14 protein-coding genes, 1 tRNA gene and 12 pseudogenes are annotated in these 16,637 nt (G+C 50.3%); 15 read left to right on the top strand and 12 right to left on the bottom strand.

Features of this window, described 5'->3' with window-relative positions; all coding sequences use genetic code 11:
• Positions 1-58: 58 nt before the first annotated feature.
• Positions 59-146, bottom strand: a tRNA-Ser gene (locus tag SGP1_RS08885).
• Positions 147-361: 215 nt separating this feature from the next.
• On the opposite strand from SGP1_RS08885, the gene yccA reads away from it, so the two are divergent.
• Together yccA and SGP1_RS08895 are read left to right on the top strand one after the other, a co-directional pair.
• Positions 362-1,021, top strand: coding sequence for an FtsH protease modulator YccA (gene yccA / locus SGP1_RS08890; protein WP_011410896.1), 660 nt, complete (start codon positions 362-364; stop codon positions 1,019-1,021).
• 149 nt (positions 1,022-1,170) lie between these two features.
• Positions 1,171-1,497, top strand: a complete 327-nt coding sequence (locus SGP1_RS08895; RefSeq protein WP_011410897.1) for a TusE/DsrC/DsvC family sulfur relay protein — start codon at positions 1,171-1,173, stop codon at positions 1,495-1,497.
• Positions 1,498-1,792: 295 nt separating this feature from the next.
• Here the strand turns inward: SGP1_RS08895 and yccX are convergent.
• Positions 1,793-1,990, bottom strand: a pseudogene (gene yccX / locus SGP1_RS08900) (acylphosphatase); the annotation flags it as partial.
• Positions 1,991-2,080: 90 nt separating this feature from the next.
• Between yccX and SGP1_RS27000 the strand changes: the two are divergent.
• The 4 genes and pseudogenes from SGP1_RS27000 to SGP1_RS36270 form a co-directional block, all read left to right on the top strand.
• A pseudogene (locus SGP1_RS27000) lies at positions 2,081-2,607 on the top strand (23S rRNA (cytosine(1962)-C(5))-methyltransferase RlmI); the annotation flags it as partial.
• A gap of 5 nt (positions 2,608-2,612) precedes the next feature.
• Positions 2,613-2,786: a hypothetical protein gene (locus tag SGP1_RS27005; protein WP_243466203.1), complete on the top strand. Its 174-nt coding sequence runs from the start codon at positions 2,613-2,615 to the stop codon at positions 2,784-2,786.
• Positions 2,783-3,879, top strand: a pseudogene (locus SGP1_RS36265) (replicative DNA helicase); the annotation flags it as partial. The gene SGP1_RS27005 and the pseudogene SGP1_RS36265, both read left to right, overlap by 4 nt.
• Positions 3,880-3,930: 51 nt before the next feature.
• Positions 3,931-4,401, top strand: coding sequence for a RusA family crossover junction endodeoxyribonuclease (locus SGP1_RS36270; protein ID WP_424141160.1), 471 nt, complete (start codon positions 3,931-3,933; stop codon positions 4,399-4,401).
• Here the strand turns inward: SGP1_RS36270 and SGP1_RS33070 are convergent.
• Positions 4,306-4,579 (bottom strand): annotated as a pseudogene (locus SGP1_RS33070) (hypothetical protein). The gene SGP1_RS36270 and the pseudogene SGP1_RS33070 overlap by 96 nt on opposite strands.
• A gap of 413 nt (positions 4,580-4,992) precedes the next feature.
• On the opposite strand from SGP1_RS33070, the gene SGP1_RS23790 reads away from it, so the two are divergent.
• The 7 genes and pseudogenes from SGP1_RS23790 (at position 4,993) to SGP1_RS08930 (ending at position 8,338) form a co-directional block, all read left to right on the top strand.
• Positions 4,993-5,493, top strand: a complete 501-nt coding sequence (locus SGP1_RS23790) for a BRO-N domain-containing protein (RefSeq protein ID WP_279379465.1) — start codon at positions 4,993-4,995, stop codon at positions 5,491-5,493.
• Between the two features lie 791 nt (positions 5,494-6,284).
• A complete protein-coding gene (locus SGP1_RS27015; RefSeq protein WP_243466267.1) occupies positions 6,285-6,413 on the top strand; it encodes an HP1 family phage holin in 129 nt (42 codons plus the stop codon).
• Positions 6,403-6,938, top strand: a pseudogene (locus SGP1_RS35040) (lysozyme). Before SGP1_RS27015 ends, SGP1_RS35040 begins: the two are co-directional and overlap by 11 nt.
• Positions 6,938-7,177: a lysis system i-spanin subunit Rz gene (locus SGP1_RS35045; protein WP_041866802.1), complete on the top strand. Its 240-nt coding sequence runs from the start codon at positions 6,938-6,940 to the stop codon at positions 7,175-7,177. The pseudogene SGP1_RS35040 and the gene SGP1_RS35045 overlap by 1 nt, the downstream one beginning before the upstream one ends.
• Positions 7,149-7,271: pseudogene (locus tag SGP1_RS35050) on the top strand (lysis system i-spanin subunit Rz); the annotation flags it as partial. The gene SGP1_RS35045 and the pseudogene SGP1_RS35050, both read left to right, overlap by 29 nt.
• A pseudogene (gene rz1, locus SGP1_RS35055) lies at positions 7,261-7,335 on the top strand (lysis system o-spanin lipoprotein Rz1); the annotation flags it as partial. The pseudogenes SGP1_RS35050 and rz1, both read left to right, overlap by 11 nt.
• 64 nt (positions 7,336-7,399) lie before the next feature.
• Entirely contained in the window at positions 7,400-8,338 is a 939-nt protein-coding gene (locus tag SGP1_RS08930) for an IS5-like element ISSgl1 family transposase (protein ID WP_011410900.1), read from the top strand.
• Between the two features lie 363 nt (positions 8,339-8,701).
• Here SGP1_RS08930 and SGP1_RS08935 read toward each other — a convergent pair.
• The 8 genes and pseudogenes from SGP1_RS08935 to SGP1_RS33085 form a co-directional block, all read right to left on the bottom strand.
• Positions 8,702-9,736 (bottom strand): annotated as a pseudogene (locus SGP1_RS08935) (tyrosine-type recombinase/integrase).
• 228 nt (positions 9,737-9,964) lie between these two features.
• Positions 9,965-11,311 (bottom strand): annotated as a pseudogene (locus tag SGP1_RS08940) (SNF2-related protein).
• Positions 11,312-11,882: 571 nt separating this feature from the next.
• Positions 11,883-12,038: a hypothetical protein gene (locus SGP1_RS30675; RefSeq protein WP_158302361.1), complete on the bottom strand. Its 156-nt coding sequence runs from the start codon at positions 12,036-12,038 to the stop codon at positions 11,883-11,885.
• Complete coding sequence (locus tag SGP1_RS08950) at positions 12,031-12,288, bottom strand: hypothetical protein (RefSeq protein WP_041866805.1); 258 nt, start codon at positions 12,286-12,288, stop codon at positions 12,031-12,033. Before SGP1_RS08950 ends, SGP1_RS30675 begins: the two co-directional genes overlap by 8 nt.
• Positions 12,289-12,324: 36 nt before the next feature.
• The gene (locus SGP1_RS08955; RefSeq protein ID WP_011410901.1) at positions 12,325-12,954 is read right to left on the bottom strand and encodes a DUF7666 domain-containing protein; all 630 of its coding nucleotides are present in this window, start codon (positions 12,952-12,954) and stop codon (positions 12,325-12,327) included.
• 26 nt (positions 12,955-12,980) lie between these two features.
• Positions 12,981-13,472 (bottom strand): phage antirepressor KilAC domain-containing protein, encoded by a 492-nt coding sequence (locus SGP1_RS08960; RefSeq protein WP_050747528.1) that lies wholly within the window; start codon positions 13,470-13,472, stop codon positions 12,981-12,983.
• A 45-nt stretch (positions 13,473-13,517) separates the two neighbouring features.
• Positions 13,518-13,722 (bottom strand): annotated as a pseudogene (locus SGP1_RS31935) (antA/AntB antirepressor family protein); the annotation flags it as partial.
• 257 nt (positions 13,723-13,979) lie between these two features.
• Positions 13,980-14,102, bottom strand: a pseudogene (locus SGP1_RS33085) (Rha family transcriptional regulator); the annotation flags it as partial.
• A gap of 1,685 nt (positions 14,103-15,787) precedes the next feature.
• Here SGP1_RS33085 and SGP1_RS35625 point away from each other — a divergent pair.
• Positions 15,788-16,009 (top strand): DUF535 family protein, encoded by a 222-nt coding sequence (locus SGP1_RS35625; protein ID WP_158302362.1) that lies wholly within the window; start codon positions 15,788-15,790, stop codon positions 16,007-16,009.
• A 40-nt stretch (positions 16,010-16,049) separates the two neighbouring features.
• The gene (locus SGP1_RS36275; protein WP_424141161.1) at positions 16,050-16,421 is read left to right on the top strand and encodes a DUF535 family protein; all 372 of its coding nucleotides are present in this window, start codon (positions 16,050-16,052) and stop codon (positions 16,419-16,421) included.
• Positions 16,422-16,518: 97 nt separating this feature from the next.
• Here the strand turns inward: SGP1_RS36275 and SGP1_RS36280 are convergent.
• Positions 16,519-16,635, bottom strand: a pseudogene (locus tag SGP1_RS36280) (YciI family protein); the annotation flags it as partial.
• Positions 16,636-16,637 lie beyond the last annotated feature (2 nt).

Raw genomic sequence — 16,637 nt, forward strand, 5'->3', positions numbered from 1 at the left:
AATATACCAATACCAATTTTTTGCTTGTCTGGGTTACCAACTAAGTTGTTGATAAATATGGCGGAGGAGGTGAGATTCGAACTCACGAAAGGTCGCCCTTCGCCGGTTTTCAAGACCGGTGCCTTCAACCACTCGGCCACTCCTCCGCAACGAGGCGAACTATAAACAGAGTCGATCCGGTTGTAAAGAGCGTTTGCTCTAATTGACTGAAAAATCGTCATTAGTCTCTTCGCCACCTTCTTTTTTCCGCCAGCGCCGGCTTAGGTGCGTAAAGATGGGTAAAAGCCATAGGCGCAACGGCGGCAAACCATTAATCTTGCATGAAATATTACTGACACACCTTCATGATGAGAGGCAAATTATGGATCGTTTGATTGCGACGTCCTCGCGCAGGCATTCGCTCTTGAGCACCCACAAGGTGCTGTGCAATACCTATTTCCTGCTGTCGCTTACGCTGGCATTTTCCGCACTGACCGCCACCGCGAGCACCCTGTTGCGGCTACCGGCGCCTGGTTTGATTCTGATGCTGGCCGGCTTTTACGGACTTCTGTTCCTAACCCACCGGCTCGCCAACAGTCCTGCTGGGATCCTCGCTACTTTTGCCCTGACCGGTTTTATGGGCTATACGCTGGGGCCGCTGCTGAGCATGCTGCTGGCGTCCGGCGCGGGGGACGTCATCATGCTGGCGCTGGGGGGCACGGCGGTGGTGTTCTTTTGCTGCTCGGCGTATGTCCTCACCACCCGCAAGGATATGTCTTTCTTGTCGGGAATGATGATGGCCGGCTTCGTGGTACTGCTGGTCGCGGTTGTCGCTAATTTTTTCCTGCATATCCCGGCCTTGTCGCTGGCTATAAGCGTGATGTTTATTCTGTTCTCCTCCGGCGCGATTCTGTGGGAAACCAGCAATATCATCCACGGTGGAGAGACCAACTATATTCGTGCCACCGTCAGTCTTTACGTATCGCTGTACAACATTTTCGTCAGCCTGCTAAGCATCTTCGGCGGTATGCGCAGCAGCTAACCTACCCCGTCCTCTTCCAGGCCCCGTTCGCGGCCGCGTCGGCATTCGCACATTATGCCGTCGCGTTCCCAGGCGAGGCCTGGTGTTTTCTGCACGGCAGATTTGCTATCCTCTCTTTATTCGATAATCAATGAGCCGGACAGGAATCGATGGAGTTTAACGGCACAGAAATCAGTACCGATGCGCAGGGGTATTTGACCCACCTGCAGGACTGGTCCGAAGCGTTGGCCGGAGAAATTGCCCGCCGCGAAGGTATCACCCTTAGCGAAGCCCACTGGCAGGTGATCCATTTCGTGCGCGCATTTTATCTACAGTACAATACGTCGCCAGCGGTGCGGATGCTGGTGAAGGCCATGGCGCAGGCCTACGGTGAAGAAAAAGGCAACAGCCGTTACCTTTTCCGTTTGTTTCCCGAGGGTCCTGCCAAACAGGCAACGAAAATTGCCGGTCTGCCCAAACCGGTTAAATGTCTGTAGCCGCTAAAAGTTGCGGCGCCGAAGCCGAAGTCCACGACCGCTGGCGCTAAACGGGCAGTGGCACCACGCTCCATAACTGTTGGCGCTAAGCCGGCAGATGCACCGCGGCCATAAACGCTGGCGTTAAGCGGGAAGTTGTACCGCAGTCCATAACCGTGGCGCAGCTAATGGCGCATCAACCCAGAGCACCGTGCGCACAGCGACTCCTGCCTGGAAGCGCTGACGGCGTTAATAGCGGATGGTAAAACCGTTGAAATCCCCGACGCTACCGTTGCGCGGTTCAGTAGGCACTTTATCCACCCTGGCGTAGCCAGTCCAGCAGTTTTTCCACCTTGGCACTTTCGCCGCAGGCCACAACTTCGACGCTGCCGTCATCCTGATTGCGGACATAGCCGCTCAATCCCTGAAGCTTTGCTTGATGTTGAGTGGCGTAGCGAAAGCCGACACCCTGCACCTGCCCATGGACCCAGGCTGCCGTACATATCATCGTCATTGTTTCCTCCTGCCGAACGGCGTAAGTTGCTTTTCAGCGCGCTTATTCGCAAAATGGCGCTCTTTGGCTAGGGTTTAGCATACTTTTATGATGACAAAACGTCTATTTCTGGCGCGCGACCGTGAGAAATCGCTCCTGCGACTCCATCCCTGGGTCTTCTCTGGTGCGATTAGCCGGTTGGAAGGGAAAGCCCAGCCGGGAGAAACCATCGACATTTGCGATGACAAAGGCCGCTGGCTGACGCGCGGCGCGTGGTCACCGAAGTCGCAAATCCGGACCAAGGTGTGGAACTTCAACCCCGATGAGTAGATTGATGTCGACTTCTTCGTCAGCTGGTTGACGGCTGAACAAGGTCTGCGTACGTTGTTGGCGGCGCGGGACGGTTTGGATTGTTATCGCCTGATTGCGGGCGAATAGGACGGTTTACCCGGCATTACTATCGATCACTTCTGACTATCCTGAACACGATGCTCAGAATCTATGGTGATTTCTTGGTTGTGCAGTTGCTGTCCGCCGGTGCAGAATTTCAACGCGCCACTCTGTTAGCGGCACTTCTTCGCTGCTATCTCGACTGCTCGCTTTACGACCGTTCCGATGTCGCGGTACGCAAGAAAGAAAGTTGTTGGTAGGCTCCCTTGCGACACCGAATCTGGACGGCTTTCGTGCCTACGTTTTGGCGTTTATGGCTGCTGCCAGACCGTTTCACTTTGGTGAAAATGATCGTAGCTGGGTGGCAAATTTTGATTACCTGCTGCAACGCAACACACTGACGAAAATCAGGGAGGGCACGCTGTGACAGATCAGGAAATCGAAGCCAGCGTCATCGGTGGTCTGCTGCTAGGCGGTTACACGCCTGATGCGGCGGATGTCCTCGCTACGCTGGATGACGACGCTTTCACCGCCAGCCTGTACCGTGAGACGTTCCGCGAAATTCGGCGGCAGGCGAAAACCCGTGGCTTGATTGACAGGCTGATGGTGGGTGAGGCGATGGGAGCGGCAACTTTGGCGCGGTGATGGAAACGGCGAAGAAGTGTCCCAGCGCAGCGAATCTCAAGGGGTATGCGCGGGTACTGGCAGACTATCAGCGTGTGCGGCGCTTCACGGCGTTGTTGGGCGATGGACTGGAGCAGGTACGCCAGTCCCCGAACCATGAACGTGCGTTGGCAGTGATGGGGCAGGTGTTAGCCTCCCTGCGTGATATCGACTGCCCCGCCGACGAAGTCCGCCTGATGCATATCGACGAGCTGATAGCCCCCTACACCGCGCTTTTGGAAAATTGCCTGAAGAATGGGGAAGCCTCGGACTCATTGAAAACGGGCATTGAGGAATTGGATGACATTCTTGGTGGTATCAATCCGGTGGACCCGGTGATTGTTGCCGCCCGTCCCGGCATGGGAAAGATTGAATTTGCCTTGAAGGTGGCGGAGGGTGTTGCAGCACAGCATACCACACGCCAGATTGACACGGAGAACGGTGCGATAACTGAAATCGAACGCAAGGGTGTTTTGATTTTCTCGATGGAAATGGATGCGATGCAGGTTATCGAGCGCTCATTGGCGGGAGCCAGTCATCTCCCGGTTTCGACGCTACGCAAGCCTTGCCGGATGGATGACGGAGGTTGGGCAAGAGTATCTCAGGGACTTCGCCGCTTACAGGGGCTTGATGTTTGGGTCGTGGATGCATCATCACTGACCATCGAGCAGATACGAGCCATTTCTTACCGGCACAAGCTTACCCACCCTGCGTTATCGCTGATTATGGTCGATTATCTGGGTCTGATTGAGAAGCCACGAGCAGAGCGTAATGACCTTGCCGTCGCGCATATTTCCGGCAGCCTCAAGCGTATGGCGAAGGAGCTGAAAACGCCGGTGATGTCGCTGAGCCAGTTATTCTGCGGTGAGGTTTCGGTGCTGATGAATCTCTATCTCCTGGATAAACGCATGAGAGATGTCGATAATTACAGTAAAGGGGTATTTGATGTGCTAACCAAAGCGGGTATCTGGAACGACGACGGACAGGTGCGGGTGATGACCGTCAAGAAGATTGACGACAACGGCGGTGTCAAGGGTGGTAAGTGTGTGGTGGTGATTGATGAATATTGCGGGGGGCAGCATGAAAGATATTCGATACCTGTTAAGCGCATGGGGACATTGGAGCGGCTCACGTATTGGCACCGAGTACAAGGCTGCATGGCCCATTGTCACGGCAAGCAGCGATATCGACCCATGCTGTCCGATGAGGACGGGGAGATAGTTGACCGGGCGAGGGCGGCTGAAGGTCTTCGACCCGCTGGGCAACGATATCGTCGTGGCGTATTACAGGGGGAAAGCATCGTGACCTGCCATTCCAAGCTGCAAATCTTTGCGGACTATTTCCATATCCTTGCGGACGTCAGTTATCTGAAATGTTAAATCTTTACGGACATCGGCGACATTTCGGTTTACTTCGGCAATTTCGTGCTTTACTTCAACGATATCGGTCTTAGTCGCTACATCCGCCACTTCGTGAGACTTACGTACGACTAGGGAAATCGCCTTGGCTTGCTCACTGGTTAAGCCCGGCTGTCTGAAGCTCTTCTGACGCTTGCAATGTATCAAATGCAACTTGGTTGGTCCATGGGAAATCCTCCTGTTTTAAGCCAAGTTGTAAGCGATCTGACCGTCAATCTGCAAAATTTTGCAAGTTTGGTTTGACAAGCCCGCAAAACCTATCGTAGGCTAACCGCACTGTAACTTCTAAGCGGTCATCCGCACCCGATAGCTTTGCGGCTTTTTTATCCCGTAAAACGGTGTAAACACATCCGAAGGCCGGGTGGAGAGGCGTAATACAATACCCGAAAGGGGAATATGCCCGGAGTGTCTTAGAAGACTCCAGTTGACACCTGGTCACCAATTACTAAATGGTGGCCTTTACTGAAACTTCTAAGGAGGTCAACCATGGCTTATTTATTCGTCAAACCTATCTCATATTCTTTTTAGGAAACTCATGATATTCGCATCCACATAATTGATAATGAACTTTGGTTATGCCTCAAGGATGTGTGTGAGATTTTATCTATCACTGTTGCCAGTCATTCACGTTTTCAGATGAATAAAAAAGGGGTTACAAAACTTGTAACCCCCACGGACGGCGACATGCAAGAGCTTAATTATGTTAATGAACCTAATCTTTATCGTCTAATTTTCCGCAGCAATAAGCCTGAAGCAAAACAATTTCAAGATTGGGTATTCGATGATGTACTACCAACAATCCGCAAGACTGGTAAGTATGAGCACCTCACTCATAAGCCCGAAGCACGAGAGCTACTAACCGCTGACGATACACCTCATCTTGCTCGGCTCATCTGGGGCATATCGAACGGCTTCCGATTTGAGCGCTCATGGAGCAATGCTATCTGGCATGCACTGCGTTATGCGGCAGGTGTCTCTTCCCCACAACATTTTAGCGTGAGCCATATTCCGATCATCGCGGAAGAGTGCCAGCGGCATTTACAGTTTCACTAATGTGCTGAAAGAGGTCATGTGCGACGCTAAAAGCAGGCTGTCCGGCTGGTTCATGCGGATGCCGTGGTATCAGAAATGAAACAGTTGCTTGATGAAACTAATAAATTTCACAATGTTTTTCTGAAAAATACATTAGCACGATGGCAACAAGCGGATATCCAGCACTTCTTACAGCGGCATTGACAGCGTGAGGCTAAACAACTGATCAAAAGATCAGTGAAACGCTTGACTGTTATAACGTTATAACACATAATCGTTGCATGCTGCGGCAAAAGTGCGCAGGACATGAAGCCTCAACTCCCTCTTGTGGTTGGGGCTTTTTGCTATTGACAGCTACTGATTTCTGAATAAAATTATTGAGTCGCACATCTGATTGTTGTCCAGTCCGTATCAGTTTTGCACAGATGTGCGATAAAGCCTCGGTTAATGCTGAGGCTTTTTGTTATAAGATAAAAAAGTAGATATTATTCTTATTCGCATTTTTTGATAAAAATATGTCCCCTCGATTCCGTAGGCAGCGGAAACGTAAGAGGGGAGGTCAAATGACCGTTTCTTTCAAGAAAAATATATAGTGGGCAAGATAGCTTAAAATTAAAGACGTGGCATCCATACTTTTGTATAGGTGCTTCACCCTCCAAAATAATCTCAAGGCTACGCTCCGGCGTGGCCTTTTTTTCTGACCGATAGCCACTCCCGGACGAGGTGGCGCAATAACTCCAATAATCTGAATAACTCCAATAGAAAAATTTACTACCGGCTCTGCCTACAGCTGGGCCCTTGTCACGTGCCTGCTGGGTGCATTCTCGCTCAGTGAATGGGCGTTGATTACCGATATCGCCTGTACGCTGGCTACTTTCCTGCTGAACTGGGTTTACCGGCACAAGGAATACCGTTTTAGGACGAAGCACGATGAGCATTAAACACGCTGCCGCCCCGATGTGTGCCGTCACCGCCATTATTGCGTTGGTTGTTTCACATGGACAGGTGCGTACCAATATCGAGGGACTTAAGCTTATCGGCAATGCGGAAGGTTGTCTCCGGGAGCCGTACCGTTGCCCTGCCGATCGACTTACCGATGGCATTGGCAATACCCACGGCGTTAAGCCCGGCACTTACAAAACAGACCAGCAGATAGCAGCAGACTGGCAGCGCAATATTCTGGATGCAGAGCACTGCATCAACACGTATTTCCTGGGTCACGAGATGTCGGACGACACTTTCAGCGCGATGACTTAGCCGCGTTCACCACGGGCTGCTACGGCTTGCGTACGTACAAAGGGAAGGACGGCCAGCGCCATGAAACGACACTTCATAAACTGGCGCGGCGGGGAAAATGGCGTGAGATGTGTGAGCGTTTGACAGAATTCAACAACGGGGGCAAGTACCCCGGCCTCACGAAGTGCCGGGAAGCCGAGCGTCAGTTGTGCCTTAAAGGACAAGATTAATGTACTGGAAATTACCTCTTGCCATGACTGCATTGCTGGTATTTCTGGCCGTGGTGGCGCTCTTCTACCGTATCCAATATAAAGGTGCGGAAGAGACATTAAGGCAAGTTGAACTCGAAGCGGAGTTCCGTCAGGCGGAGATTGAGCAGTTAAGCCGCCAGATACAGACCATCGCCACGCTGGATTTGCAACACACGCGAGAGCTTGGAAATGATAAAAAAACGTATTGCGCAGCTTGAGCGCGATGTGGCTGACGGTCGTCGTTGGTTGCAGATCAACGCCACCTGCCCAGCAGTGCCAACCGGTAGCCCCGCCGCCCGCATGGATGATGCAACCCGCACCAGACTTACTGACGCCGCTCAACGAAATTATTTCACCCTCAGGCGGGCTTTGTTAAATAAATATAACTTTTAGGTGATCGTCTGCTCAGATCACTACCGTCATTTCAACATCTGCACTCCATGGCAAAGCAAAAGTTTAAAATAACCAACTGGTCCACTTACAACAAAGCTCTCAAGCAGCGCGGGGCTCTGACGATATGGCTGGATGAGTCGGCAATTGTTGCATGGACGGAAAAAACAACGCCTGAACAGCGTGGCCAGCCGCTTCACTACGCAGATATGGCTATCACCACTGTTCTGATGATGAAACGCGTGTTTGGCCTTTCGTTAAGGGCTTTACAGGGCTTCGTTGACGCCATTTTTAAACTGATGGGGCTGCCGCTAAGATGCCCAGACTACTCGCTGCTCAGCAAGCGAGCAAAGACAGTTAAAATCAGCATAAAAACGCCGACCCGTGGTGAAATCTCACCTCTAGTCATTGACGGAACCGGCCTGAAGGTCTTTGGCGAAGGCGAATGGAAAGTCCGGCAGCATGGTGCCGACAGACGGAGGGTGTGGCGTAAGCTGCATATGGCCGCAGACAGTGTAACGCATGAGATTATCTGTGCTGACTTATCGCTCAGCGGTACGACGGATGCTCAGGCCCTACCAGCTCTGATAAACCAGACCCACCGGAAAATCAGGGAAGCGTCGGCTGATGGCGCTTACGATACCCGATACTGTCATGATGCTCTGCTGAGGAAGAAAATAAGGCCTCTTATTCCTCCACGAGGTGGGGCACAATATTGGCCAGACCGATACCATGAGCGTAACTACGCCGTTGCGAATCAGCGTCTAAGCGGCAGTAACGATGTATGGAAAAAGCAAGTGGGCTATCATCGACGCTCAGTGGCTGAAACAGCTATATTCCGGTTCAAAACGCTTATGGGCGATCATCTAAGTCTGCGTGACTATGATGCGCAGGTAGGTGAGGCAATGGCGATGGTCAAAGCGCTTAACAAAATGACGCTGTTAGGAATGCCGAACAGCATCCGGATCGCATCACAATCGATCTGCTAGGGGGGCGTAGTCACAAGTTCTGATTTATTCAACAAAGCCTCCCGGCACCTGAATTTGCAGATGCTAAGCGACTATAGAGCATGGAATTTCCTTCGTCAAATGTGGGTGCGGGTGTGGCAAAATGCTTGGTATATTCACTTTTTGATTATTGTAAGTTTTTGATATTCAAGTGAGTTAAAAGGAATTTGTATACCAAGCGATGACTATAACTTATTGAAAATAAAATATTTTACTTCGGTCTTGAAAACCGGCGAAGGGCAACTTTTCGTGAGTTCGAATCTCACCTCCTCTGCCATATTTATCAATAGTTTATGTGAAATATCAGATAGGCTAGAAATCGGTGTTGGTATTATCTTGGTATATTTACTTAGTATATTTTTCGCTCTTAGGTAGCGAAGGGATATCAAGAGTAGGCGATATTTTAACCTTTCTGTTGTACACCAAAACCTGACTTTCTGATTTATGCCCGCTAAATAGTTGCTTATCTTTTGTACTCCCTTTGTAATCCGAAATCCCCTTAGCTTTCAAATCATAAAATGTACAGTCAAGATCGTAGCCAAGTTGGGCAGCTGCTTTTGAACGCGCTTCCATCCATCGGTTACTGAATCCACGTTTGCTGTAGTGCCGATTATGCTGTCCCATGATGACGGCGGAGGTAACATCTGCTGGTGTGGAAAAGCCTTTGGCATGATCTATCGCAGCTTGAAGCCTTGGCGTCCAGGCTTTGATTTGCTTAATTCCAGTCTTTCCCTGCTGAATAAAAATCCCTTGCTCAGTGATTTGTTGCCACTTCATCCCAAGTACATCAGATAATCGAGCGGCGTAAAGGTATGCTATCTCCATAGCAACTTTGACTATATCGTCAGCAGCTTGATAAATGGCAAGATATTCCTCATCCGTAATGTACCGGTCACGCTTGACGGCTTTAAACTTCATAACGCCGGCACAGGGGTTGCCTTTAACATAGCCTCTCTCATAGCCCCATCGGTAAACGCGAGACATGCTCGCCATTTCGTGGGTCGCTTGCGTTTTACTCTGTAGTCCACGCTTATCCATAAACTCCCGGACATGCTCCGGTTTAATGCCGTCGGCCTTCATCTCTCCGAATATGGCAAATAGTTTTTTCTGGTGCTGCATGTAATCTTGTTGGGTGCGTGGTTTTAGCTCAATGAAATACGTGCTACCAATAAACTTTTCCCATAGTTGGCTAAAGGTAATCGGTTTACGTGCCTGATTAACAACTTCCTCATATTTTTTCCAGACAGCGGCAATGCCATCTTTGATTAGCGTCAGCGTGATTGATTAGCTTGATGTTGGTTTCCAGACATAACTGTAGCCGTTAGTGTAAACTCTATTAGGTAGTTTGTTATGCTCAGGGTTAAGTCGTTTCCGGCCCATTTAAAGCGCTACAAAATTAGGTTTATCTTCTTTGATAGCGCTACTGTTTTCAGTATTCAAAAAATACGCGCGCATGATAATAGAATTTCCTTCTCTATCTTCCCAAAAGGGAATTTTGTGTTTAGCTAACCATTTTTTCTAGTACGCACTGTACTTATATTTGGTCAATTTAATGACTTCTTCTTTTTCAAGAAATAGCTCGCTCATTCTCTCTTATCCTGACTGTATTTATCGGCGATGTTTTTTCCGCTTCATCGCCTCTAATAAAATGTCCTGCACCTGACGCTTTGAGTCGCGCCGCTCCATGACCAGTTCATCGACGGTATCGGTAGCGACAATGTGGTGGATGAATACCGGGCGCGGGTGCCCTGCCTGTGCCTGCCGGGTAGGGCTGATGCGCTCGATAATCTGCTGGTACTGCTCAAGTCCCCATCAGTGCGAGAAAAACACCACCATTACCGCCGTCCTGAAGGTTCAGCCCGTGCCCGGCGCTGGCAGGGTGCTCGAACAGTAGCGGTATCCATCCGGCGTTCCAGTCGCTGATGGTCTGCGGATTGGCGTCCAGATGAAGGACATCGGAAAAGGCGTTAAGCAGACGCTCAAGGTCGTGCTTCCAGTGATAGGCGTACCAGCACAGGTGTACCGCCGGACTCGCTGATGATACTTTCCAGCGCTTTTAGCTTTACATCATGTACGTTCAGCCACCCGCCGCTGTCATCGGTATACACAGCAACACTGGCAAGCTGCAGGCACTTCATGGTGCGGGCAGTGACGTTGGGTGCTTCGATGCCGATATCTTCCAGTTCGAGGAACATCTCCTGCTCCATCTCCTCGTACTGCTTGCAGGCTTTTGGCGGCAGGGTGACGTTAATGGTGTTGTGGATAGGCAGGTCGATGTCGAACCAGTCGGCGGGGTTGAGCGATAGCGTGAACTCGGCCAGCGTGTATCTGCTCTTGCGCGTACTCCAGCGGTATCAGCTTTGAGAACGGCTGGTCGGGGAACTGTAGTTTCCTGAACCAGCGGCTTTCAAACGAACCGAACGTGCGTCCAAGCTTCTTGCCCTGGTCCACAAACCACGCCTGCCTCCACAGGTCGATTAAGCCGTTAGGGGCGGGGGTGCCGGTCAGCTTGACTCAGCGGTCAACGTATTTATGGGCGATCTTCGCCAGCGCCTCCGCTCGCTTTCCACCGGAGTTCAGCCGGAAAGACTTGAACCGGGTGCTCTCGTCGGCTATAACGGTGCTGAACGGTCAGCGCCCTCGCAGCGTCTCAACCAGCCACAGCACGTTTTCGTAGTTGGTGGTAAATACATTGGCGTTGCTGTTCGCCAGCGCCTCCTGTCGCTGTTTTGGTGAGCCTGTGATGGGCTGCACCACGAGGCCACGCAGATGCGTCCATTTCAGCGCCTCATCCGGCCAGGTGGACGTCGCAACACGCAGTGGGGCCAGCACCAATGCCGGTTGCGTTTCGCTGCCTGATTTGAATAACGTGTCCAGCGCCGTTAATGTCGCGACGGTCTTACCCATACCTGCCCAGATATTGCAGCGCGGATGCGTGAGGATATGTGTCACCATCCGTGCCTGATAAGGGCGTGGGGTAAATACTTTTCTAGCCGACACGCATCGCCTCCCAATATAAATCGGGGTGAGTGCCTTTGTATCTTACGTGCTGGCCTTTTGCCGTGAAAATTAATGTGTTTTCGGAATACAGCATAATAGTAGCTCCGTGGTAAGGTCCGCCGTAAAGACAAAATTTCCTACGCCTGAGTATTTTGCGCATATGAATGTCTGGCTTATTTATGGCTTGCAGCTATGCCAGCGCGAGGATTTCTACTAACTCGTCGCGTTGCTCATTGGTGAGTTCAAATTTAACGTGCGCAACGCCCATCTCGCTAGATTCAATAATGATAAGACTTTTATCAATATGAGAAACAGTAAGAACGTTGTAAATTGATTCCCATTTCTCGAGGCCATTATGCACAACGCGTGTCTGATTATAGTACCTGCTCATGGCTATCCCCCTGACATCCCAATGCCGCATAAGTGTCTACGATAATGTCGATAATAATTTCAGTTGATGGGGATTTATTTTTCAAACCTTTTTTGTAGATATTAATAATTGACCGTTTGAATGAATTACCCTCTTTTAAAAGCCATTACTGACCTTCAGCCAGTGCCTTCCATTTTGCCAATTCACCTTGAGCGACATAATTTCGTCGGCGGCGGTTGGGAATGGTTTTGATGAAGCATCATCAAACAGAACCATATTCCGTATACTGTCGCTACAAATAATGCTATTCATGATTTATGTCCTTATTTTCGAGTTTACTGAGAATCTTCTTTAGTGTTTCGGCCTGTACAAATTGCACGGCAATACATTCAAGCGTCAGCCGGACGCCGAGCAGTGTCAGTAATGCCAATATACCGTCGGTGACTTGCATATAGGGCGCTGCTGTACCGCTGAACGATGCAAGGGCCAGTGACAGACAGGCAACGCCTGAAATAATGAACAGCACGTTGATAATCTTCAGTGTCCAGAACGTCTTAAACATGGTTGGCTTCCTTTTGTGTTTCACTTTTTGGGGTGCTTAATCATCGGCCTCTTCAAACTCGCCGTTTGCATTAAGCACATACCAGGTATCCGGTTTCACGCCGTTATCACCCACCTTGCTGGCGCGGATGTGGATAATGTCGCCCAGAATATTGCGATGGCAGAGTACGATTGCGCTCGTCTCAATGGCTTTAGCTTTACCTCCCACACCAAGAGACGCGGCAATCGATCCGAAGCCGCTAACATCCGCCGCTGACCGGTAGCCGATATTGGTGGCAGTTGATTTATCTCCAGCATTGGTGGCGACTGACTGGTCGCCTTCAATGGTCACCTGTCCTGCGGACTTATCAATTTTACTTGCTATCCACTCGACGGCGCGATCAACCATTTGGTGAAATGAGAGTTCCGTCTTGATAGTGATGGCGCTACTGACAAGTTCGTCACCCTGCGCGCTATAGGCGATATCGCCGGATACCTCAACCTCGGCAAACCTGTTACTAGCTGGCTCGTAGGAAGCAAAGACATCAAGCGGATATTCGCAGGCGTGAAAACCTGAACTACAGATTTCTACCGTGCCCTCGTGCTGGTAGGTTTTCCCGATCTCGAACTGATAATCACGGCAAGTCAGGTCGGCGTTAAAACCTTTGTAGGCAATGATTTTGGTCATGCAATTTCCTTATTGAGTTTGGTGGGTTATGCCGGTTCGAGGCAGAACGTTTGAGAGAGTTTCGCCAGTCCCTTCGGCATCACCAGCACCTGTTCGCGGATTTTGTCGGTGCCATCGTCGCAGGGAACAATCGAGATTTTATGCTCGAGGTAGCCGGACTGGATTTTGCTTTGGTAGACCATCCAGTTCTTGTATCCAATACGGCGATAAATCCAGCCACGCTCCCGGAGGAAAGCGAACAGGTCTTTTGGGCGCACCTGCAACCCCTTGGCGGCGTTGGTGATGCACATGCCGCCGTCAGATTTGGCAATGCGGTGAGGGGCGGCCACATCGGGGGCCATTTCTTCTACCTTGTTTTCTAGGGCGATAACCTTTTCGGTGTAGGTAAGCACGATGCTGCGCATGGCCGCCGGGTCGTTGAGCATCTGGATCGGGTCGGTGGGAAGGGCCTTGGCTTGTTTCTCGCACTGGATGAAGTACTGGCGCGCCTCCTTGCCTTTCTCGTTGCGCTCAACCATCGATAGCTCTTTCGCCATATCGATACTGATAGCGTAATCTTTGAGCGGTTGTTGGCGAGCTCAAATTATCAACAATCACGTAGTCCTGATTTTCGACAAATTCATACTGCTTGATACGGTCTTTAATCCAGTTGGAGAAATTTTTGCCTACCTTCAAGAACTCGTGAAGGTCATGAGCGTTCACCGTCTGAACGATTTCGCCATTAATGCTATTAGTTTCGATTGCAATTAGTTGATTTTCTTTAGACATAGTAAGATCCTCACAAGTCAATGTGATTAATGGAACCCCAGCACGTTACCGGGGTAGGATTAATGGATTAGCTACCGAGCTTTTTAATCAGGTCGTCTTGTGTATGACGAGATAGTCAGCTCGACCGCGGTTTCAAATAACGTATCGAGACTGACAACATATTCGTTATTAGTGATTGGCCGAGAGCTGATGACTTTATTATCTTGGAGGGTGAGTAAGATTTCGCTGGTTGCGCCACTGACGGCAACTGAGCCATGAAGACGCTCTTCCATGCGGTTAAACTCCGCAATGTAAGCTTCCTTGAACGCTGTTGCCTTTTTGCCGGTAAGGCCCATGACGAGGAAGACGAAGCCGTACTTAGTCATTTCATAGTATGGCCGTGGCTTGCAGTTCTACAACTCATTGTTTTTATGGCAAAGCTTAAAATTCAGCTTTGTAAATTCAGACGAACAATTTTCCGTTATGGATGGTGACCTTGGGTATAGAAAGTGATTGTTGAAGGGCCATGGTTTATCCCTAAGCCTAACAGAGAATGCTGAGATTGTACTCTCTGTGAGTATTAATGTCAGTCTCACGGTGAGCATACTTTTCCCAAAACATCATGGATAGTTCCGATGAGTAAGAGAGATGACCCTCAACTACGTGTGCGCATACCGAGCGAATTAAAGGATGCTCTAGAGCTTAAGGCTCGACGAAGTAATCGAACTTTATTCATTAACATCGGTAATTCACCCAGATAATAGGAGGCCGTTAATATGGAAGCTTCACATCCGCATCATGCTATCAAACATTATTCTTCTCCTCACTATGGTCAAAGTCCACAACCCTCCGCACCGCCGCAAGCGGCGAAAAAAACGCTTGGTATAGGCTGGTCGCGGTGAGCAATACAGCGCTACAGGCGGCGTTCTCAGTTGGGAAATCGCTATGTTGCTGGGCAGATACATATCCGCTTAGTGTATTATTTATCGCCGTGGGGGTCACATTGCTAATAGCTGGTCCTTCTTTTTACGTGTTGCCTATATGTGCTGTGGCCTTGATGATAAGTGCAGGCCGCTTGATCAAACTGCGAGCGGCTCAGCCTGTAGATGCCTTAAGCAGGCAGCAACAGCCCGTCGTCGGTCATACGGCCTTGCATTGTACAGCGTGTTGCCCTACAGCCGAAAGAGAGGGCGACTTATTCAGGCATCCGTTAGCGCTCGCGCCAATGCCGTTTCACAAGGAGATACCCCCCATGCCTCTAACTCTCCTGACGCGGTAATGGTGCTGATAACCGGGCGTATGCCAACGCCTGTGTCGGCATTCACGCCGACGTTAATGCCATTACAATTCCTGCCTCTTAAGCTGTTGTCAAATGATGTTTGCCAGGGCGGGAGGAGGTCATTGTAAAACAGACAGTGGTGAGAGCACCCTGTAGATAAGAACAAAACAACTGCATCATTATGATGATTGATCTGATGAACCGGGCGTCTGTAGTGTCTCGTCGTGGCCGTTTAGCCCGGCGTATTAACCGACGCGCAATTGAATCAGCGATAAACCCATTCAGGTGAATATTGCTCTCAGGCAAGAGGGGAAATGCTGCTTAAGCCTTGTTACTCTGGCTGCCAAATCGCGACAAGCGTGTTAGCTATGGAGCAGAATGCCGGCAACGGGCGACCATAAGCGCGCAGGTCTGATGAGTGGGGGGAGAAGCAAATGATAAATGCGGATGAACCTGCAGCCCGAGGATTTACCCCGAGTTGACACAGTAACCATCTTCTCTGGTGGATGTAAACCAGGGGAAATCTGGGATAACACCAAATTCCGCCTGAAGTTCTTGCTGCGGACGCTGATTAATCCGGTAGTAACGCTGAGTTACTTGTAGTCGGTGGCGACCGACTCGCTATTGAGCCACGCGGCGCTGGCAAAAAATACGCTGCCCGCGAAAGTCCATCGTCCTTATCTTTTTGCCGCTTTGCCGGTCTCGGCGCACACACGGGCTATTCTTGAGCATTATACCTTTACCAAAACGTTGTCATGTCTGCCGCTGCGGTAGGCGTTAACCGTACCTGCGGCAACCCCATTGTGCGTGCTGGCGGGTAAAAATGGAGAACGGCTGGAAATTAAATTGAGTATGAGCCGCTTTGAGCGTGAAGGGGAGGCAGCGCTGACCATTCATGGCGATAAAGGGCGTTTGGCTTCGCTGACTTTTTCCATTGTAACGTATCAGGAAAAACGAACCCTGTTTATTGGCGGTTTGCAGGTCGCGAGCCGCAATACGTCACATAATGTTATTAAAGAGGCAGACTAAAGCCTGCCATGGTTTGTTTCCCAAGCTGTTACTGGTAGAGATGCTACAGCTTATCAATGGTGAAATTAAGGTGCAGCAAATTATCGCAGTCGGCGATAAAAGCCACGTTTTTCAAAGTGCACGTTACCGCAGCAGTAAGCAAAACGTATTTTTTGTCCATTACGACGAATTCTGGGCATCGGTGGAGGGAAGCCCGATGGCAGGTGGACTTTATGGGTTGCCCAAGAGGATAACCCGGAAGTCCATGGACGATCTGCCGAGTAAAAAGCGCGCCGAATATCGCAGACGCTATGCAAGCGCAGTTCGAGGCGTTTATTCAATGCCAGGACGGCACGACGGCGTTTGCCCGACCAGAGACCACAGAAGTGCGGTTGGCAAGTTGAGTCTGACTTACCCTGCCCACGGTTCTTAAGACGAACCTTACCGGCGGGCGGTGGAAAATCCGCCACGGCGGTGAACGGATCCTCTGCCAAAATCCGCTCCAATTCATCTCGCTGTACGCTGCTGGTGAGAATGACGCCGCCCGTGCGAGGGATTTTACGGCCGGCGGCAACGAAAATACCCGCGGCAAAATACGTTTTCAGCCAGTTCACATGGCCTTCCTGTAGGGAGGCAACCTGCGTCATGG

The organism is Sodalis glossinidius str. 'morsitans' (assembly GCF_000010085.1).
Lineage (GTDB): Bacteria > Pseudomonadota > Gammaproteobacteria > Enterobacterales > Enterobacteriaceae > Sodalis > Sodalis glossinidius.